The 20,403-nt window shown below is 42.4% G+C and carries 17 protein-coding genes; 5 read left to right on the plus strand and 12 right to left on the minus strand.

What is annotated here, in order from left to right:
- Positions 1 to 95: 95 nt before the first annotated feature.
- Both ACQKCP_RS09705 and ACQKCP_RS09710 read left to right on the plus strand, forming a co-directional pair.
- A complete protein-coding gene (locus ACQKCP_RS09705; RefSeq protein WP_427612178.1) occupies positions 96 to 749 on the plus strand; it encodes a DsbA family oxidoreductase in 654 nt (217 codons plus the stop codon).
- Between the two features lie 44 nt (positions 750 to 793).
- Positions 794 to 1,489, plus strand: a complete 696-nt coding sequence (locus ACQKCP_RS09710; protein WP_427612179.1) for a haloacid dehalogenase type II — start codon at positions 794 to 796, stop codon at positions 1,487 to 1,489.
- 121 nt (positions 1,490 to 1,610) lie between these two features.
- Here the strand turns inward: ACQKCP_RS09710 and ACQKCP_RS09715 are convergent, their stop codons facing one another.
- Positions 1,611 to 2,741 carry an S-(hydroxymethyl)glutathione dehydrogenase/class III alcohol dehydrogenase gene (locus ACQKCP_RS09715; RefSeq protein WP_427612181.1) on the minus strand — a complete coding sequence of 377 codons (1,131 nt, stop codon included), beginning with the start codon at positions 2,739 to 2,741 and terminating at the stop codon, positions 1,611 to 1,613.
- Between the two features lie 292 nt (positions 2,742 to 3,033).
- Here ACQKCP_RS09715 and ACQKCP_RS09720 point away from each other — a divergent pair, with 292 nt between their 5' ends.
- Together ACQKCP_RS09720 and ACQKCP_RS09725 are read left to right on the plus strand one after the other, a co-directional pair.
- Entirely contained in the window at positions 3,034 to 3,954 is a 921-nt protein-coding gene (locus ACQKCP_RS09720) for a LysR family transcriptional regulator (RefSeq protein ID WP_427612182.1), read from the plus strand.
- A 111-nt stretch (positions 3,955 to 4,065) separates the two neighbouring features.
- Positions 4,066 to 4,584, plus strand: a complete 519-nt coding sequence (locus tag ACQKCP_RS09725) for a DUF302 domain-containing protein (RefSeq protein WP_427612183.1) — start codon at positions 4,066 to 4,068, stop codon at positions 4,582 to 4,584.
- A 90-nt stretch (positions 4,585 to 4,674) separates the two neighbouring features.
- Here the strand turns inward: ACQKCP_RS09725 and ACQKCP_RS09730 are convergent, their stop codons facing one another.
- The 8 genes from ACQKCP_RS09730 to epmB form a co-directional block, all read right to left on the minus strand.
- On the minus strand, positions 4,675 to 4,962 hold the full coding sequence (locus ACQKCP_RS09730; protein WP_057761296.1) for a DUF4031 domain-containing protein: 288 nt from the start codon (positions 4,960 to 4,962) through the stop codon (positions 4,675 to 4,677).
- Positions 4,963 to 5,057: 95 nt separating this feature from the next.
- Positions 5,058 to 7,322 (minus strand): transglutaminaseTgpA domain-containing protein, encoded by a 2,265-nt coding sequence (locus ACQKCP_RS09735; protein ID WP_427612184.1) that lies wholly within the window; start codon positions 7,320 to 7,322, stop codon positions 5,058 to 5,060.
- On the minus strand, positions 7,319 to 8,335 hold the full coding sequence (locus ACQKCP_RS09740; RefSeq protein WP_427612185.1) for a hypothetical protein: 1,017 nt from the start codon (positions 8,333 to 8,335) through the stop codon (positions 7,319 to 7,321). Before ACQKCP_RS09740 ends, ACQKCP_RS09735 begins: the two co-directional genes overlap by 4 nt.
- Positions 8,336 to 8,589: 254 nt before the next feature.
- Positions 8,590 to 9,633 (minus strand): AAA family ATPase, encoded by a 1,044-nt coding sequence (locus ACQKCP_RS09745; protein WP_427612186.1) that lies wholly within the window; start codon positions 9,631 to 9,633, stop codon positions 8,590 to 8,592.
- A gap of 24 nt (positions 9,634 to 9,657) precedes the next feature.
- Positions 9,658 to 10,116, minus strand: coding sequence for a c-type cytochrome (locus tag ACQKCP_RS09750; protein ID WP_404693452.1), 459 nt, complete (start codon positions 10,114 to 10,116; stop codon positions 9,658 to 9,660).
- 50 nt (positions 10,117 to 10,166) lie between these two features.
- The gene (locus ACQKCP_RS09755) at positions 10,167 to 12,254 is read right to left on the minus strand and encodes an EAL domain-containing protein (protein ID WP_427612187.1); all 2,088 of its coding nucleotides are present in this window, start codon (positions 12,252 to 12,254) and stop codon (positions 10,167 to 10,169) included.
- Between the two features lie 310 nt (positions 12,255 to 12,564).
- Positions 12,565 to 14,322, minus strand: a complete 1,758-nt coding sequence (locus ACQKCP_RS09760; RefSeq protein ID WP_427612188.1) for a hypothetical protein — start codon at positions 14,320 to 14,322, stop codon at positions 12,565 to 12,567.
- Positions 14,323 to 14,679: 357 nt separating this feature from the next.
- The gene (gene epmB, locus ACQKCP_RS09765) at positions 14,680 to 15,687 is read right to left on the minus strand and encodes an EF-P beta-lysylation protein EpmB (protein ID WP_427612189.1); all 1,008 of its coding nucleotides are present in this window, start codon (positions 15,685 to 15,687) and stop codon (positions 14,680 to 14,682) included.
- Between the two features lie 160 nt (positions 15,688 to 15,847).
- Between epmB and efp the strand changes: the two genes are divergently transcribed.
- Complete coding sequence (gene efp, locus ACQKCP_RS09770) at positions 15,848 to 16,420, plus strand: elongation factor P (RefSeq protein WP_057761310.1); 573 nt, start codon at positions 15,848 to 15,850, stop codon at positions 16,418 to 16,420.
- Positions 16,421 to 16,578: 158 nt separating this feature from the next.
- Here efp and ACQKCP_RS09775 read toward each other — a convergent pair whose 3' ends face one another.
- The 3 genes from ACQKCP_RS09775 to ACQKCP_RS09785 all read right to left on the minus strand — a co-directional run bounded on the left by ACQKCP_RS09775 (position 16,579) and on the right by ACQKCP_RS09785 (position 20,329).
- Positions 16,579 to 18,381: an ATP-binding protein gene (locus ACQKCP_RS09775; RefSeq protein ID WP_427612190.1), complete on the minus strand. Its 1,803-nt coding sequence runs from the start codon at positions 18,379 to 18,381 to the stop codon at positions 16,579 to 16,581.
- Between the two features lie 30 nt (positions 18,382 to 18,411).
- Positions 18,412 to 19,272, minus strand: coding sequence for a tRNA threonylcarbamoyladenosine dehydratase (locus ACQKCP_RS09780; RefSeq protein WP_427612191.1), 861 nt, complete (start codon positions 19,270 to 19,272; stop codon positions 18,412 to 18,414).
- Positions 19,273 to 19,372: 100 nt separating this feature from the next.
- Positions 19,373 to 20,329, minus strand: coding sequence for a TatD family hydrolase (locus ACQKCP_RS09785; protein WP_427612192.1), 957 nt, complete (start codon positions 20,327 to 20,329; stop codon positions 19,373 to 19,375).
- Positions 20,330 to 20,403 lie beyond the last annotated feature (74 nt).

Consider the following 20,403-nt stretch of genomic DNA (forward strand, 5'->3'; position numbering starts at 1 on the left):
TGTCTGATAACTAGGTATATCTGCTTGATTCCAACTGATATGCCTCTATCTATACATCTCAAATAAAACATACATAATAATACCCGCGAGGAAATATGAGCACATCAGAAAAACCACTCCGAATAGATATCGTGTCAGACGTCGTCTGTCCTTGGTGCGTTATCGGTTATCGCCAATTAGCAGCAGCACTTGAGCAAACCAATACCGCTCACACTATCCACTGGCACCCGTTTGAGCTAAACCCAAATATGCCAAGCGAAGGTCAAAACCTACGTGAGCACATCATCGAGAAGTACGGCTCTACTAAGCAAGAATCAGATGCTAGCCGAGTCAGAATGACTGAAGCTGGACAGGAAGTTGGCTTTGAATTTAATTTCAATGATGACACACGTATGCACAACACCTTTAATTTGCATCAGCTGCTACATTTCGCTGATCAGCAAGGCCGCATGCATGAGCTAAAGCAAGCCTTGTTTGCTGCGCATTTCACCAATAACAGAGATATCTCAGATATCAATGTGCTTGCCGATATTGCAGCAGAGACTGGGCTTGATCGTAGTAAGTCATTAGCAGTGTTGGAAGGTCAATTCTTTGCAAAAGAAGTACGAGCAGAAGAGCAGCATTGGCAACAGCAAGGCATCCAAAGTGTACCAGCGATTATCTTTAATGAGCGTCATCTGGTCAGCGGTGCTCAAGGGGTCGAGAACTATATCAGTATCTTAGAGCAATTGGCCAACATGACTGAGTAAACCATACGACGTTATAAAAATGTCATTCTATAAAAGGATACTTTATGTCTTCTGAACGCTTTCCCTCGATTATTGTGTTCGACGTCAACGAAACATTGCTCGATATCGACACGCTAACGCCTTTATTCACGCGCGTATTTGGCAAGCAAAGAGTGCTGCGAGAATGGTTCGCTCAGCTGGTGTTGTACTCGCAGACCATGACGTTGTCCGGCCTCTATACGCCTTTTGGCGAGCTCGGCGTTGGTGCATTGCGAATGGTTGCTAACATCAGACAAGTCGCTTTGACAGACGACGATATCAATGAGTTCAAAGAAAGAATGAGCGCGTTGCCTGCGCATCCTGATGCAGCGCCAGCACTGACTCGTTTGCGCGATGCAGGGTTTCGACTGGTCACGCTGACCAATTCAGCAAGCAGTGCGTCCCCAACGCCATTAGAAAAAGCAGGTCTCAGTCAATTCTTTGAGCAGCACTTTAGCATTGAGACTGTTGGCAAGTTCAAGCCAGCACCTGATACATACCAATTGGTGGCTGATACGCTAGCCGTTGACACATCAGATTTATGCCTTGTTGCCTGTCATCTCTGGGACACTATAGGCGCACAAGCGGCAGGTTGTCGCGGTGCATTTCTGACCCGTCCCTACAATGCAATGCTGAACACGCCTAATGTACCAGTTCCAGATTTGACTGCATCAGATTTATCGACACTAGCGGATCTAATCATTAGCAAAAAGAGTGCTTGAGACTTTTAATTACTAAGCTATGTGTGGAAATAATATTAAAAAAAGGCTGCCTCAATATTGAAGCAGCCTTTTTATTTTTAATAAAGTATTTCTAAGACAATAACGTCGTTGCTGTCATTGATTACTCTGAGAAGTGTACAACCGTACGGATACTTTCGCCTTTGTGCATCAACTCAAACGCTTCGTTGACGTCTTCTATTGGCATAGTATGAGTAATGAAATCTTGTAAAGGAATCTCGCCCGCTAAGTAACGCTCAACGTAGCCTGGTAATTCTGAACGGCCTTTTACACCGCCAAATGCGGAACCCTTCCAGACTCGACCAGTCACTAACTGGAATGGACGGGTTGAGATTTCTTGCCCAGCACCAGCGACACCGATGATGACCGACTCACCCCAGCCTTTATGACAGCACTCTAGCGCTGAACGCATGACATCGACATTACCGATACATTCAAACGAATAATCAACACCGCCATCGGTTAGCTCAACGATCACTTCTTGAATTGGTTTGTCGTAATCTTTCGGGTTGATACAGTCAGTTGCACCTAGTTTTTTGGCTAGCTCAAACTTGCTTTCATTGATATCAATCGCAATGATGCGGCTGGCTTTTGCCATGGCAGCACCAATCACTGCTGACAGTCCGATACCGCCCAGTCCAAAGATAGCAACAGTCGCGCCCTCTTCGACTTTTGCAGTATTCATGACTGCGCCCATGCCGGTAGTCACGCCGCAACCAAGCAAGCAGACTTCTTCCAATGGCGCTTCTTTATTAACTTTAGCCAAAGAAATCTCTGGTAAAACCGTGTACTCAGAAAAAGTCGAGCAACCCATATAATGGTAGATAGGTTCGCCGTCTTTATAAAAACGTGTGGTGCCATCTGGCATCAAGCCCTTGCCTTGAGTCTCGCGTACTGCCGAGCAAAGATTGGTTTTTCCTGAGCGGCACATTTTACAGACACCGCATTCTGCCGTGTATAACGGAATGACATGATCGCCGACCTGCACGCTGGTCACGCCTTCACCAACTTGTTCAACGATACCGCCGCCTTCATGACCCAAGATCGCAGGGAACACGCCTTCTGGGTCTTCACCAGACAAGGTAAAAGCATCTGTGTGACAGACACCACTGGCAACGATTTTTACCAATACTTCACCTTTGCGCGGTAGCATGACGTCCACCTCTTCGATAGATAGTGGCTGCTTTGGACCCCACGCGATGGCGGCTTTTGATTTGATAAATTTATCTGACATAAAAATCTCTCTTTTTAATTGATTGTTATTTATGGGTGATGACATGACAGTTGCGTTATAAGTACAAGCAGTTTTAAAAGTTTGCTAACGCATTTTGTGGCTTTTGGCGTTTACTATATCCACAGTTAAAACAAATAAAGATAGACTGAGCTTATCTTGCCTGCCCTCTATAGGCAAGTATCGATGACAGTAAAACACCATCTGTTTACATTGATACTAACCATTATATTTATTTCTGAGCGGATAACAATATGCTATATTTGCAAATATCTTTTACATATTGGTAATAATCATGCGCTGGGAAGGGATTAGTGAGTTTGTCTATGTCGCAGAATATGAGAGCTTTACACGTGGTGCAAAAGAGCTAGGTATCTCGACGGCACAAGTCAGCCGCCAAATCAGCGCGTTAGAGAAACGATTGAACATCAAACTACTCTATCGCACCACCCGTAAGGTCTCACTGACTGAGGAGGGCCGCGTGTTTTATCAGCACTGTCGCAGCGTGCTCGATGGCTTAGATGCGGCTGAACAAGCGGTGGGTAATCTACAATCCAAACCCCAAGGCCGAATCAAACTGACCGCCCCTGTGACCTATGGCGAGCAGCAACTGTTGCCGCTGATTAATGATTTTATGGGGCAATATCACGATATCGAAGTGACGGCGTTTTTGAGTAATCAAAAGATTGATTTGATTGAAGGGGGTTATGACTTAGCGATTCGTATTGGCAAATTGCATGACTCGACGATGATGGCAAAGAAACTTAGCCTGCGTACTAACTTTGTCTGCGCGGCACCCTCTTATCTAAAAAAACACGGTATACCGCATCATTTAAGTGATTTAAGTCAACATAACTGCCTATTGGGTACTCGTGACTACTGGCACTTTATAGATACTGCTAAAGCAAAAGAGAATAGCGATACTAATCGTAAGACCGACAACCAACAAACGAGCGTAGAAAGGAACCTGCGTGTCTCTGGTACGGTGCAATATAACAGCGGCTATAGTCTGGTCGATGCTGCGCTAAAAGGGTTAGGTATCGTACAGCTGCCTGATTATTATGTACAAAAGTATTTAGCATCCGGCGAGTTGGTTAGTTTACTTGATGACTATAGAGAGCCCGAAGAAAGCATTTGGGCCATTTATCCGCATAACCGTCATTTATCACCAAAGATTAGGCTGCTCGTAGATTATTTGGCAGAACATTTGGTTTAACGTTCTGTTAAGACGTATTGCAATCACAAACCTGATTACGCACAATGAATATTCGATGTTGCTCATTATAGTTAGGACTGACCATACTACAGACAACTTATAGGTGTAATTATGATTAAAATCGTCTCTATCGCTGCGCTGGCAGTGGCCGTTTCTTCTTGTGCCAGTATCGATACGCTGCTGGATAAAACCAAGAGCACTGGTTCTATGACAGACACCACAACCTCTATCAATGCCGAAAAAGGCTTGGTAACTTTACAGAGCAATCACTCCGTCCAAGATACCGCAGACAAACTGGTCTCAGTTATCGAAAGCAAGGGTATGAAAGTATTTGCGCGAGTCGATCATCAGAAAAATGCACAGAGTGTCGACTTATCATTGAGACCAACGCAAGTCGTTATGTTTGGTAACCCTAAAGCAGGTACGCCATTGATGAACTGTGAGCAAACCGTTGCCATTGATTTGCCGCAAAAAATCTTAATTAGCGAAGGTGCCGATAAAAAAGTATGGCTGTCATACAATAACCCTGACTACCTCAAGACACGCCACAATATAAAAGGTTGCGATACCGAGATTGCTAATATCTCAAAAGCGCTTAACGCTATCAGTACTGCAGCAATAGCAAAATAATGTGTTTGGTATAGTTGAGTAAATATACATTCGAGTAAATAAGTGAGATGTGCGGTGAAGTGTTACTTATTTACTTGAAAATCCCTCATATTAAGAATGACTAGATTGCTCTATCTGGTCATTCAACTCTACTTTTAATTTTTTTGCGCACTCGATAATCTTTTTTCTATCGGCAGGAATAGCACCTTGTGCAATAGCGATTTCACGCATTTGAACGGTGATATCATAATGAGGATAGCTGGCATTACGATGAAATAGACGCGCATCCACATCAATAAATGCCGCAAAATCATGCAGCTCTTGCAAGCTATCCGCCAGCATATGGCACCACTTATGGCCTTTGAATTTTATCTGTACAAAATCTACATATATCGCCATATAACCACCTCTCTACTTATTCACTAATTCGCTTATCTATTTTTTAATTAGCTCAAAACACCTTAGCAACTTAATAACACTATCACCCAAAATCTCTATAATAATGCGCGCACATCTTTTTTAAGTTGTTTAAGTCGTTCTTGATACTCGCTATGACTCCTATCAAATGTACTCAGTCGTCCATAGCGTAACTGACGGTAGTTTTGTCTAATTTCAATAAGCTTTGTCTGAATAACGATTGGGTCGCTACTATCTGTTAGCTGACTCGTAGCAGAATGAGCATTGCCACCCTGACGGCTATCAATAGCTGATGCCAAACGTTCCAACCAAGCTAGCTGCCCTTCATTATCATTGCGGGCTAATAATTTGTCGTGTTTGGCAACACGTTTTGAGAGCTGAGCAAGAGGTAAGTCTGCTGGGTGCCAACGTTTGCGGCGGCGATACCAAATGACAAATACTAAGATAGCCATAACGGAAACCGCACTGGTGGCTAACCAAATGATTTGCTGCATGATTGAGCTAATATTGAACCATTTGAGTAGCGAGTCGGCCTGTTTGTCTTGGTCATAGCCGACTACGTCTTTTTGCCAGTAGTAGCTCGCTTGGTCTGATAATCGGCGTAGCGTTTGTAGCATTTGATACTGCTGATAGCTGATTTGTGCACTGGCACCATTGCCAAACATAGCTGCCCCTTGCTGCTCGGTCATCGTATTCATGCCTTGCTCTACTCGCTCAGGCGCCACAAAGGCTGTCGGATCCACACGTACCCAGCCTCGGCCCTCAAGCCAAACCTCAGTCCATGCATGCGCATCCATTTGCCGCACTTCCCATACGTTACCATTACGACTCGGCTCACCGCCTTGATAGCCGGCTACTACTCGTGCAGGAATACCAGCGGCGCGTAGCATAAAGGTAAAGCTTGACGAATAATGCTCACAAAACCCTGCTTTGGTTTCAAATAAAAATTCGTCAATACGATTGGTATTGAGCCGTGGTGGCGACAACGTATAGCGAAACTCTGTTCGATTGATCCATTGCTCGATAGCCGCTATGTAGCGCACAGGGTCTGAACCTGACTGCTCAAATAATTGCTTAGCAAGCGCGCGTGCTTGTGGATTACCTTCATTAGGCAAGGCAAGGTTCTCACGTCTTGATGCCTCTGTTAGAACTGGATCAATACGCATCTGTGCAAACTGCAACACATCATAGCGAAGTTGCTGCGTAACAGGTTGATCCTTTGATAAGGTAAATTCAGAGGTAGTATTGATATCTGGCTGCTGGGAGAACGGATAATCAAGACCAAATAGCCAGTTTTGCTGAGTGGGTTCTAAGATAACCTTGTAATTGACAGGTGCCGCCCTTGATTCATCAGGTACAGTAGCGAAGGCGTTCTGAATCCATGCAGGTGCTTGCAATCTCGACGACCATTGATCCTTCTGAGGGGCCGGACGCCATGTGACACCATCGAAATCACTAAATACTAAACCGCGCCAATACAGCTGCTGTTGTGGTGGGCGCTCATCAGCAAACTCTACCCGAAAAGCTAGCTCAGTTGACTGCCCTAAATTGGCAAAATCACCAGGAGACATGCTATCAGACACACCTGTAACGGCTTGCTGACCTGATAGCTGTACGGACCACAGCGGTGGCAGTCTCGGAAAAAATAAAAATAGCACCACCAATAATGGCAATGCACCAACCCCTAACACGCCCAATGTACGCAAGCGTCCGTCACCGTTAGCATTGCCATCATCATTAAGCGCAATAAATGTTAGCAACACAATGACTGCGCCAACGATCACTTCTAAAGTAGTCAGTAAACCTTGGTCCATCAAAAATAATGCCGCAAGCACGAACAATGATAAATTCAACACCACATAGGCATCGCGGCGCTTATACAGCTCCCATAGCTTACTAACTAGGCATAGCACCAAAAACGCCACGCCCATATCGAGCCCAAATGCTGTATTGTAGGTTAGCCACAGACCTAATAGCCCCAGCAGAAAGCCTAGCATTTGCATACTTTGATAAATACGCTTTAGGTGCGATAGTTTTTTGAATTTAGCTTTGATATGAGGCAATTGAGCGGCGATACTGACGGAGGCAAATCCTATCAGCCACAATGGTAAATGTGCGGCATGCGGTAACACAACGACGACTTGAGCAATTAATATCCAATAATAAGCTGGCAGTGCAAATAACTTACGATACCATTTAGCGTCATTTCGCTCAGGTTGAAACGAGACTTTTTGACCTAAAGCCAACTGCTCAAAGCTGGCCGTTTTTGTAGCATCGGCCGTAGAATACTTTGTGGACAGTACATCAACATCAGTGGAAGATAAGCGTTTAGAATTGGTCATGGTGCTTTCGCAAGCCTTAGCAAGCATGCTTGCGCAAAGGGTTCTCCGTTACCCATCTCCGTAGTAGCAGGAGTATCACTAGGTAAACGCATTTGAAACGGCACGCCTAGCTGACCCAGCGTCAATGCCCCATAAGCCAATTGTGCAAGTTTTTGTTCGTGATGTGCAGCTGGCATATCTGCATAATCAAGCGTTTGCTCATGACCAACCGGATCAGCGAAGTGCTTGGTTAGCATACCTTGTCCCCGCGCCACATGCCCCCAAGAGACTCGGGCCAATGACTCACCCTCGATATAGTTGTCTAATCGCTCAAAGTCGTCCTGACCTTGTCTATACTGCCCACCTGTTGGTAAATCCTCTAAGCTTGCAATTGCATATTTTGCTTGCCAGTCAAAAACTTCAGGTTTTGGATATACCCACGCTGTACGCGCAAAGTAGACATAAGACCATGCACGCATGATACCTAGAGGATAAACTGTTTTTATTTTCAACCGTGGTAGTTCAAGTTGGCCACGGTTGTAGGTCTGGACAGGCAGTCGAATGACTTGCTCGCCTTGTAATCGCGTGATGAGCACTGAACTTTGCGCATTTATGCCATTTTTGGTTTTCTTATTGGCTAACTGCTCAAATTCAAATAGCAACTGACGCCTTGGTTGGCGACTATCACTATTCAACTGTAGTGTAACCCAAACAGGCGCACCTGCCTCTGTCATAGTGACTTCTAGTAAACGCACTTGCAGACCGGATATGTGAGCAAAAGTGACATGAAAACTAATTAGCCAAACACTGACCAGATAAAAGCACAAACCAAGCACTAAGTTGTTGCCATAGTTAATACCCGCGATAAAGGTAATCCCTAACAATACGGCGAATAGCATTCCTTCACGACTAAAGAAAATATAGACATTACGCAAATTAAGCGTAGCACTATCACTCTTAGGTGCGCGCGCGGCAAACCAGCGGCTCAGAGCTGATTTTATTGGTGCGGTTAAGGCCTTTGGTAACAAGCTCATGACTACCCTATTATTACCATCTGATTGACAATACTGTCGGTATTTGTATTTATATCTGACTGACAAACAAACTCACAAATAGAACGATATAGTTGATTCCGGACAATTAGAATACAAGAAAAGCGGGCGAAAATACCGTAAATAGTGAACTGAGTGACTTTGATATTTCGTTATGAGTTATATAGATTTGACTACGTGTAGAACTATATTTCAGCGATGTAGTTAATCAATAGGGTCAAACAGTCTGCCAGCTGCTAAGCAACGACTGACACTTCTGCTAGGATACGTTGGGCGATGGTTTTTGTTGCTTGACCACCAGTCACATTCGCGGGTACGAAACGCTGACCGAGGCGATGATCAGTGACCGCAGCAAACACCGCTTGGATATCTTCAGGGGTCACTTCCATATATCCCGATACATAGGCATGTGCTTGGGCAGCACGTTGTAGCGACAACACGCCGCGAGGGGATAAGCCATGATACTCTTGGCTTGCACGAGTTTTTGCAACCAGTCTTTGCAAATAATCCAATACTGTATCTGCCACATAAACCTGCCTGACACCCTGCTGAGCCAGTAGTACAGCTTCAGTATCAAGTACCGTATTCAAATCTTTGAGCAGCTCGCGACGATCTTTACCTTTTAGCAGCTCACGCTCTGCGGCAGGCGATGGATAACCCAATGACAAACATAACAAGAATCTGTCTAACTGCGACTCTGGGAGCGGATAGACACCTGCTTGTTGCAATGGATTTTGAGTGGCAATCACAAAGAACGGCTGCGGCAAAGGATAAGTCTGGCCATCTTGCGTGACTTGTCGCTCTTCCATCGCTTCAAGTAGCGCACTCTGTGTTTTAGGACTGGAACGGTTGATTTCATCAGCAAGTAATAACTGAGTAAAGACAGGGCCCGGACGAAACTCAAATTGCTGTTTACTTTGGTCGTAGATGCTCATACCTAAAATATCAGCAGGCAACATATCATTGGTAAACTGCACTCGGCTAAAGCTCAAACCTAACAACTGCGCCAAGCCCTGTGCCAAAGTCGTCTTACCCATACCAGGCAAGTCCTGTAACAACAAATGACCGCCTGCCAGGATACAACTGAGTGCTAGCCTAACTGCTTGTGGCTTGTCCAATACAATCTGATTTAATTGCGCTAACAGCTGTGCAATTTTCTGCTGATTGTGTTGAAAATCAGCCGTACTAGGGATGGACTGGCTAAGCGAATTCGCTGTTCTCTGAGAGATGGATAATGATCTATCGTTAGCTGCATGGGTCATAGTAGGTTGTTGGCTCATTTTTTAGGTCATAACGATGATAAGTCAGTTCACATCATCTGTAACGGTTGGTGCAGCGGCACGGAGCGTAGATAAATAAGCAATGATATCGGCACGCTCTTTCGCATCTGGCATCGGGTCAGACAGCATTTTGGAGTCTGGCATGGCTTTTTGGGCATCTGCAATATATGGATTGAGTGTCTCTGCATCCCATACCCAACCTGAATCTTCTAGCCCTTTACTGTAGGTATAGTCTTTTAACTCGGCAGCCGGCGCACCGTATATATTCATTAATTGTGGGCCTTTTTTATTCAGACCTGCATTACGTTGATGGCATTGACCGCAAGCATCTTTATAAATTATCGAACCGTTGTCCGCATCTCCGTCGGTATATAAGGGCAGAGTCACAGGAGCACGGTGGTCAGGTGGCGTTTTCTCACAAGCTGCAAGCAACAAAACAGCAGCCAAAAGACTGCTCATTTGATATTTATTAATAAGTGTCATTTTTAGCAATCTTTGGTTGAGGAATATTATCGCCATGACATATTGGCCCTTTAACTCGCTACCTTTATTGTGCTACTAGGCTCTTCTAAATAATACCCCTGCAAATAGCGTGCGCCCACACTCCAAGCGACCGACATCGTGGCTGCATCTTCGATATAAGGCATGAGCACATCGACTTTGATATCATTAGTGCGCATGATAATAGACTTGACCGTTTCTAAATTTTCTGCTGAACCAATGTCTTGAATATAACTGCGTGCTAAGCGTACCATATCAGGCTGGACAAAATTGGCAATTTCGATAGATTTGGCAGACGAGCCAAAGTTATTAACACCGATTTGACAATTGACATCGTTGAGCGCGGAAAATTGGGATTTGGCGACGGTTAAATGATCAGAGATATCTATTTCATTGAACTGTAGTGTTAATACACCAGCTGTACCGCCCACTGCCTTTATCAACTGACTGGCAACAATCGGCAATTTTTTATCAACTAATGAAGCACTGGTTAACTGTACTAACAATCTGGCTTCAGGATGCACTTTACGTACATCATTAATTTTTTTGCAGGCATTAATAAGTACCCAACGATCGATCTTTTCTAATAGTTGATGCGTTTTAGCCACTGCCATAAACTGATCAGGGGTCAATACAGTATTGTCCGCATCGGACAATGGTAGCCTTAGATACACTTCAAAGAAATCGCTACGATCGTTGTTGATATCGTATATTGATTGGAATGATAGCTCAAAGCGGTTGTTAGTAATGGCATCAACCAACGATTCGGCAAGTGCATGATCGTCACTATTAGCATGTTCGCTTGGATCATATATATGATAAGAGCCACCGCTATTAGAAGTTTCTACCATGATTTGACTCATAGCATCCATAGCACGTTCTAGTATGACAGTAGGCTCTGCTGTGTTCTTTTCAATTTTGACAATAGCAGTGCTAACCGTTGTATTCGTCGTACGTTTATCTACCTCAATAAACATATCCTTAATAGAGGAACCGATATGCACAGCCAGTTCTTCAAGTTCACTTGCAGTCTTATTTTTGACAAGTATCGTAAACGCGGTATCACTAAAACGGCTCACATGACCATCAGGTACTAGCTCATCTAACGTATAGGCAACTTGTTTGACAGTCGTATCTATTCCTTGTAGACCTAAGCTACTTCTTATTCTACCTACATTGTCAAGCTGCACATATAGCAGTGCTGCTGTCATCAATCCTTGTACTGCCTGCTGATGTATTATTGCCATCTGCTCTTCAAAACCACGACGATTATCAAGGCCTGTTAAATTGTCTTTGCGCTCAGCGGCAGCCAAGCGTTTAGCGACCTCTGCACTATTACTATTGTTTTGTTGAATAATAATCTGAGTGACTGGCTCACCTTCTAATGTTGCCGATGCCAATTGTAACTTTGCTTCAAAAGTGCTGCCATCTGTCCGCACACTTTCAAAATTAAACTCAACGTCTTGGCGACTGCCTTTGTCAAACTGACGTAAAAACTGTTTAAATCCTTTGACACTATCACCACCCGAAATCAAATCAATAATAGGCACGCCTACCGCTTCATTCATTGATTTGAAACCGAATAATTGGAGATAGGGATCATTAGCAAAGATATGAATCCCTTCATCAATATAAGCAACCGCACTCTTAGAGTTCTTAATCAATACATTAGCACGCTGTTCTGCTTCAGAAAGTACTTGACGTAAAGTTTTTAGCTCACGACGACTGCGCAAACTACTATGCTGCAGACAAATAGCCATGACGACAGGCATTTCTTGATCGATGGTGAGCGCTTTGACCATTGTGCCACTAATGACAGTAGGTAGTCCTTCCTCATTACAAGCTGTCGTCGCTATCTCTTCGTTCACTAGACAAATCATCGGCAGATCAATACTTTGCTCTTGTACTAGGCTCACTACATCCGTAAAGCTCATATCATAAGCCTTACCAAATACCAAGACATCCCACGGTTGGCGTAAGAGTTTCAATAGCTCCTCTTTATCGTCCAAAAAACCCAAATTCACATTATCGTAATAAGGACTCAATAACTGCACAAGACGTTCAGCGTAGAGCTGATCATCATTGATTACCAATAAATTCAAAAGAGATTGAGAGCGCATAGGGAGCCTTTTAGTCGTATTTTTATCTTGATACCTTACACCTTTCCTTCAGACTAGCCTAACATGAAAGAAGCATTAGGATGAAGTTCAGAAAATCTTATCGTATTGACTGAGTTTTTGGTTTAGGTTGTTTTTTTATTGTTAGGGGTATCATAGAAGTCAGAGTAACAACATCCGTCATTATAGACAATAATTCAGCCCGCTGCAGATTAACTTACCCCCCTTGTTGTGCATCATATTTTTGTGAAAAACCTGTATAACTTCGCTGCTACTAACCTATCCATCTGCGTTTTGGGAACAAAGATAAGACCTATAGTTGCGCTACCTCATATTGACTAAACTCATCAGTCATCATCAGCCTACGCCCTAATCGTAAAGAGGTTTGTTTATTGCCGATACGCATGACGACTCTATCATCGATTTGAAAATAAGAAGGTGGTACTATCAACGTGCCAGTAGTGTTCAGCTTTTCATCTTTTCCAAGGATAAATGCTGGTACAAAATGGTGGCTTCTCGTTTTGCTGCCTTCCAAACGTAACCCACACGCTACAAGCTTATGTCCGAGTACCTGCCATTCTACTTCTAGATTTTTGGTATCTAGATTGAGCCAGCGTACCACGCCTATTGACCAGTCAGGTTGAACCGTGTCATCAGAGCGGCAGACTAGAAGCAAATTCATGATATGTAAGGGCTTTGGTGCCGTTGTAGAAAAGTCAAGGTCAGCTTTCTCTACACTAAGCCCACCTTTATTGAGAACAGCTTCATCAATAGAATCCTTGTCTAGCTCACTATCTTTCGGTAACAGATGTAGTGTGCGATATGGTGAAAAATTGTCATGATCATCAAACAACTCTATGGTTGCACTGTCGTAAGCGCGTCTTTTGTCGAATGTATTGTATAAAGGGCGCTCTTCTTCTCTCAGATCTTTTATAGAAATTAGGTTAGCAAAGCTTTGTGAATGACTAGCATGATAGTGTATATCGCTGAAGTTAGTAATTAATTTCGCATGCTGGGTGGTACTATATTTGGTTGGCAAGGTAAGTGGCGGCTGTAAGTAACGATAGCTAATAGTCATTGAAATAGTATTGAGTAAACTATACTCCACTCCTACACCACCTTCTTCTATAAAAGCTCGCTTACGTGAATTGAAATATAGAACCATCGGCGTAAGCTCTATAAATAGACAATCATGACGATCTTCATACGGATTAATATTAGAGTTGGCAGTTAAATAACTGGGTGGGCTATTACTATGAAGATCAACAAAAACCCGTGTCTCAGTGGTTGGCTCCATTGTTGCAACCATATACTTAGCCCACTCAGGCAGTAATCGTTGTACCAGTAAGATTGTGGGGCGTCTCATAGCACGCACGTTCAATAAATGTTGTAAACAGATTTGGCAATATAATTGATGAATATTATTTGCCTGATGTGTGGCAGTATGTATGCTCAGGTCAATATCAGTCACTTTTTGCTTATGCGCTAAATAGTACAACTGATTGATTCTAGACCATAGGTAATTTGATGGCTTTCGATAACATAGCGCCTCTTCACCTAATAGTTTTTGGTATCTTAATAGTGACTGATACGTCGCAATAGCGAGCGTGCTAGAAGGCTTGTTCTCAGTACTAAAATAGCGCTGCCAACCTTTACTAGAAGAAAACTTCAACGGATCATTTGAAGATAAAGCTTTACGACGTATAACTCTATCGTAGACCATGATAATCAAATAATGTAGTGATTGTATTTGAGCAACACATGACATTTGAGACTGATTAAGCGCACCTGTCTCATATATATAATGTTGCCTCAGAGTCGCTATCAATCGATCTGAAGCATCGACTACTGTGGCCGTAAGTTTAAGGCGTTGTTGGTCATCTATATTGGCTTCACGTAGTACTGTTAGTACACTTTCTAGATGTTCTGCTTGCTGCTCCTGAGTTTGCGAAGGTAGCGTTGTCAATAGCTTGAGTAAGTATCGCTCTTGACCGTTTACTGAACGATTTGATGACAGAGGTAGTGGCGCTGTAGAATTTAAATAATCTTTAAATATCGATAAATTTATCATCAGTATCCTTTCATTATTGGTCACTTTCAGGTAATCAGCAATGTAACTTTATACAGGGCATAAAGAATGCTTGTTAAGGTCGACTGTAGAAGAATGATGATGTCTATCTATTATGGGCCTTAATTAAAAAATACACTCAAATAATATATGGGCACTATTGGAACCATATATTTAACTTTACATGCTCTTTTATTAATCTGCGTGCCGATAGTCTATATTCTTTTCCCATAATATATCCATTTATTATATTGGAAAAGTAAGAATCTTAAATTTTTATTTTCAATAAGTGTTATTTACACACCTCACAACAACCATTCTTTGTTTACTAATTCCCCTAAATTGTTATAGTGCCCTACATTAGCTATTGCTGTAAATATCAATCGGCACTTTAAAGGGTCTATTCGGTAACTCTCTGACCAACTTAGGGACAAGATAACCTGGCAATGATGCTAACAATGACCAATAAAGCTCAATCGCTGATTGCTCACTACTATCAAAATGCGCCGCACCAGCCACCTTGTCCAACACATGCAAATAATATGGTAGCACGCCAGAAGTAAACAAACGCTGACTAAGCTGCACTTGCGCGTCAAGAGTATCGTTAATACCTTTTAACAACACGGCTTGGTTTAATAGAGTAATCCCAGCTGCTCTCGCACGTTGCAAGTATTCAGTGGTTGGTGCATCTAGCTCATTGGCATGATTACAGTGAATAACCATTACAATATGGCAGCGACTCTGAGACAGCTTTTCTAACAATGCAGCGTCCAAGCGTGCAGGTATCACCAATGGTAAACGCGTATGCAATCGAATGGTAGTAATCTGCGGAAGAGACTCCAAAGTATCTAACCATGAAAACAAACGTCTATTGGTCACATTTAGTGGATCACCACCACTCAAAATTACCTCATTGACCTCAGGATTCGCATTAATATAGTTAATGATATTTTCTTTTGCATCAGCAGTCGGCATATTGGCACTATAGTCAAAATGCTGACGAAAGCAGTAACGGCAGTGAATAGCACACGCGCCTGTAATCGTTAACAACACTCTTGATTGATATTTATGCAGCAAGCCTTTTACAGGATTTTGAGTGTTTTCGCTTAGCGGATCTGCTACGTAGCCTGTGACGTTAATTTGCTCTTGCTGGTCTGGCAACACTTGTTTAAGCAAGGGATCATTACGGTCGCCAATAGCCATTTTTGTCACAAAGCCACGCGGCACACGCAGTTCAAAATGCTTAGGTACGTAAACTTCTGCACGCATTGATTCAAGCTGTAAGATACTCAATAGCTCATCAACAGATGTAATAGCTTCCGATAATTGCGTTTGCCAGTTTTTTTGTGTGATTAAATGGTTTATCATGACAGCCTATTACCTGTGCCCAAAATCCGATATTATACGCCCTTAGTGTCTAGCCTATCAAAGTATCCTCGTTAATCCGTAAATACTTGGCATAACAGAAAATTTTGGTACAGTCAGCCCTATGTCTTACTATTATATTTACAACCCCTAGGAGTTTCTTGTGGCAAGTTTTTCTACTAATGAATTTAAAGCTGGTCTAAAAGTGATGCTTGATGGCAACCCTTGTGCCATTCTTGAAAACGAGTTTGTCAAACCTGGTAAAGGTCAAGCCTTCAACCGTGTTAAGTTGCGCAATCTTCGTAGTGGCAAAGTACTGGAACAAACTTTCAAATCAGGTGACAGCTTAGAAGCTGCTGATGTGATGGATACTGAAATGAACTATCTATACAACGATGGCGAGTTTTGGCATTTTATGCATCCTGAGAGCTTTGAGCAGATTCAAGCGGACAAAAACGCAATGAGTGACTCAATCAAGTGGTTAAAAGAAAACAGCAATGCTCTATGTACCATTACGTTATTTAATGGTGCTCCTCTGTCAGTCACGCCGCCTAACTTCGTTGAGTTAGAAATCACAGAAACAGATCCTGGCGTACGCGGCGATACTTCAGGCGGTGGTGGCAAACCTGCTAAATTAGAGACAGGTGCCGTTGTACGTGTACCATTATTTGTGCAACAAGGTGAAGTGGTTCGTGTCGATACGCGTACTGGCGACTACCAAACTCGCGTGAACTAATATCGCTCTAAACATGACTGGTAGTTGATATTTACTGATATCTTTATCATCAATAAAAAAGCTTAACCACCATATAGGCGGTTAAGCTTTTTTTATATTTATCAATCTTGGTTATATCGAAATGCTAATCAATGGCGCTAATGCTAATATCTAGTAAGTTACTCTTCTTCCAATGATTGCTTTTGTATCAGCCAATACTGTACTAAGGCATTCAACTGTTCTTGCTTAAAAGGTTTGGTGCAATAGTCCTGCATACCAACTTTCAGATATTTCTCCCGCTCGCCGTCCATTGCATTGGCAGTTAGGGCAATAATGGGCGGCAACGCTTGAGGATCATATAATTCATGCAATTTAATAGTTGCCTGTACACCGTCCATAATCGGCATATGATGATCCATCAATATCACATCATAACGGTCAGGGAATAAAGCAAAAGCCTCAATTGCTTGCTGACCATCTGTAACATGGGTGACGGTATGACCACTGCTGGTTAGGGATTTTTTAGCTATGATTGCATTGACAGCATCATCCTCGACTAACAAGATATGGCCAGACCGCTCATGCGTAGGTTCAATCATGGTCGTATCGTGAGAGTCTTGCCATGTCTCATACTTGTTTTCATCAATAGTAGTCAGCGGTAATAAAACACTAAATGTCGTACCAACCCCTACTTCACTGTTTACGTGAATGTGACCACCCATCAAATCGACTAGGGACTTACAAACAGACAGTCCAAGTCCAGTACCACCGTAAATACGATGAGTAAACTTATTTGCTTGGTCATAAGCGTCAAATATCGCCTCTAACGACTCCTCTTTGATACCAACACCCGTATCTTTTACTTCTATACACAAAGTCATGTTCTGACCAGTTTTATCGCATTCTATTTTGTTTGCTTCTTTTTCTTGACTCGTACTCACGAATTTTTCGTCAATGTTATTTGGACAGTAGCAATTGTCCATATGTTTAACATCGATACTTACTTGACCACCTTCACGTGTAAACTTGATCGCGTTATTGACCAAGTTTGCGATAATCTGCTTTAGACGTACAGGATCGCCGTTTACATAAGGTGATAGTGTTTCAGTATAATGATAATCTAAGGTTACACCTCTTTGACGTGCTTTTATTGCAAATAAACTGACGACTTCATTACATAAACTAGATAAATTCAATGGAATAGAATCAATCGTCATTTTTCCAGACTCAACCTTCGATAAGTCTAAAATACCATTAATAATGACCATTAAATGCTCATTGGAGACTTTAATGTTATCAACATAGTCACGCTGTTCGCTACTGAGTTCGGTATCACCTAACATCTCTACCATACCGATAATACCGTTCATCGGTGTACGAATCTCATGACTCATATTAGCCAAAAAGCTCGATTTCATCTCATTAGCACGCTTAGCATCGCGTTGCTTATCTTGTAATTTCAACGCATCTGCGGCCATCATTGCAAACTGCGCCAATATCTTTTCTTGTTGACTACTAAAACTTTGATGTGGCTCAGTATCCATAAGACATAAGGTGCCTAGACGATACCTTTTGTTGTCTTCATTTAAGATAATAGGTGCACCAACATAAAATCGTAAATACGGAGCACCTGTGACCATCGGACTTTGACTAAAACGACTATCCTTAAAGGTGTCTAGCACGATTAATACATCATCAGACAATATTGTATAATTACAAAAAGCCGTGTTACGTGGCCCTTTGCTTACAGCCTCATCTTCACTATCGAATTGACAGGCTGGCTTTAAATATTGGGTTTCCTCATCCATGAAAGTAATGGTGACTACAGGCACATCAAAAAACAGCTTTACGAGTTCAACTAGCCGATCAAATGCAGGCTCCTCATCTTCATTGAGTACCTGATACTTTCTTAGCTTATTGATACGCTCTATTTCATCTACCGCGACAGGGTAGCTCTGCTGAGGTGAGTTAGATATAGACAAGGTAAACTCCGTTAAATAATATCAGACGTATTAGTTACGACTCGTCTGTCTTATTAATAATTGTAATGCTTCACTCACCATAATCATCGCCACCACTGACGTAACGACTACTGCTGAGCCATAACCGCCGCATTGCAAACCGCCTGTCTGACAGCTTTTATCTACAATTGGCGGCTCTGTCGAATAGACACATTTGATACCAAATTTTTCTTTCAAAGCACTGTTAATGCCTTTTTCGTGGCGTAACTTGTTGCGTAACTTGGCAAGTAGTGGGTCTTGATAACAGTCACGCAAATCACTTACTCTAATCTGACTTGGATCTATCTTACCACCTGCACCGCCCGCACAGACCAACTTTAGTTTATTAAAACGACAGTGTAAAGCGATTGCTAGTTTCGCATTCATATCGTCTACGCAATCTAAAATAACAATCGGTCTACCCTGAGCATTGGCAGATTTGACTGCTTCACGACTTGGTAGGAGTGTGGCGACATTATCTACTGTCAAAAAATCATCGACTAAATTTAACGTTACTGTAGGATTAATCTCTCTAATACGAGCTGCCATTGCGTCAATTTTACTTTGTCCAAACGTGCTGTCTAGTGCAGGCAATTGGCGATTGACATTAGACGCAATCAATACATCTAAATCAATCAACGTAATCGTTCCCACTGCTGTCCGAGCTAGCGCCTCGGCTGCCCAAGAGCCAACCCCTCCTACACCAATAATGTAGACATGAGCTGCCGAAAAAGTATCAACCGCAGAGGTACCATATAATGTCCGTGTACCTTGAAAACGACGATCGTACTGCTCATCTTGTTGGCGCGATTCGTCTTGTGCAAGACTGTCTTCGACGGATTTTGGTTGTTCAAATTGTCGCGTGTTACTCATAACAGATCAAATTCTCTTTTCAAATATTTTGGTTGTCATTTATTTGGCTAGTACTTTTTAGCTTCTAATTACCGCTATGCTTTTTTTATAAGTAGCACAGTTAAGTTGGATAAGCCCAGTCTACTTTCAGAGCATCACAGCTATTTTGCCATAACTGCTTAGCAAGTTTATCATGTGGTATTTCTAATAGCTCACTCAAGCTTGCTAATACCCATGGCAGATTGGCTGGTATATTTCTATCATGTGAATGGGTGTCATCCGATGTCTGACACATAGTAGGTGTCATATCTGGACAATCCGTTTCAATGACCAAGCATTTGATACCATGACTCTCAACTGCTACTTGAATAGCACGGCGCAGTTTTTTGGCATTCGGATTGGTTATCTGACCCGTAACACCAAGCTTAAACCCCAATTTTACAAAAGCCTTCGCCTCTTGTTCACCACCGCTAAAACTGTGGGCAATACCGCCTAATGTATGCGCATCGTATTTATGCGTTTTTAATATTGCGAGCGCTTCAGCATGCGCCTTACGAATATGTAGCATCACTGGCAGATTATGGGTTACTGCTATATCCAACTGCGCTGCAAAGAATCTTTTTTGTTTAGCAAACATATCAGGCTGCTTCATTGCATCGGTAAAGGTGTCTAATCCAATCTCACCAATAGCTAATGGACGACTCTCTATCACCATTTGTTCAAGTTGTATCAAATGATCATCGGTATGCTGCTCAATATAAAAAGGATGTAAACCGAGCGCGATATAGGCTGCAACATCGCACTTATCTTCATTATTCACCTTTGTCACAGACGACTGCGACAGTTTATTGATAAAGTCTTGAGTATCATACATTCGATCAAAATACTGATATAAATAACCTACTAGCACTAAGTGACGAATACCTTGACTATAAGCCTGCTCTACCTGCTGTCTGCGATCATTGTCGAACACTGGAGCATCAAAATGTGTATGCGTATCTATAAGAGGATAGACATTTTTTAAAACTTCTCTAGCGTTTGTTCTCTCAGCAATGGTCGCTGATTTGTTGCCACACATCAATAAACTCCAAAACTGACTTTTCAGAACATAGAATTGAGTAATAAACACTAAGCAATTTTTACTATATAAGT

It is taken from the genome of Psychrobacter sp. NPDC078631, assembly GCF_050268165.1.
Taxonomy (GTDB): domain Bacteria; phylum Pseudomonadota; class Gammaproteobacteria; order Pseudomonadales; family Moraxellaceae; genus Psychrobacter.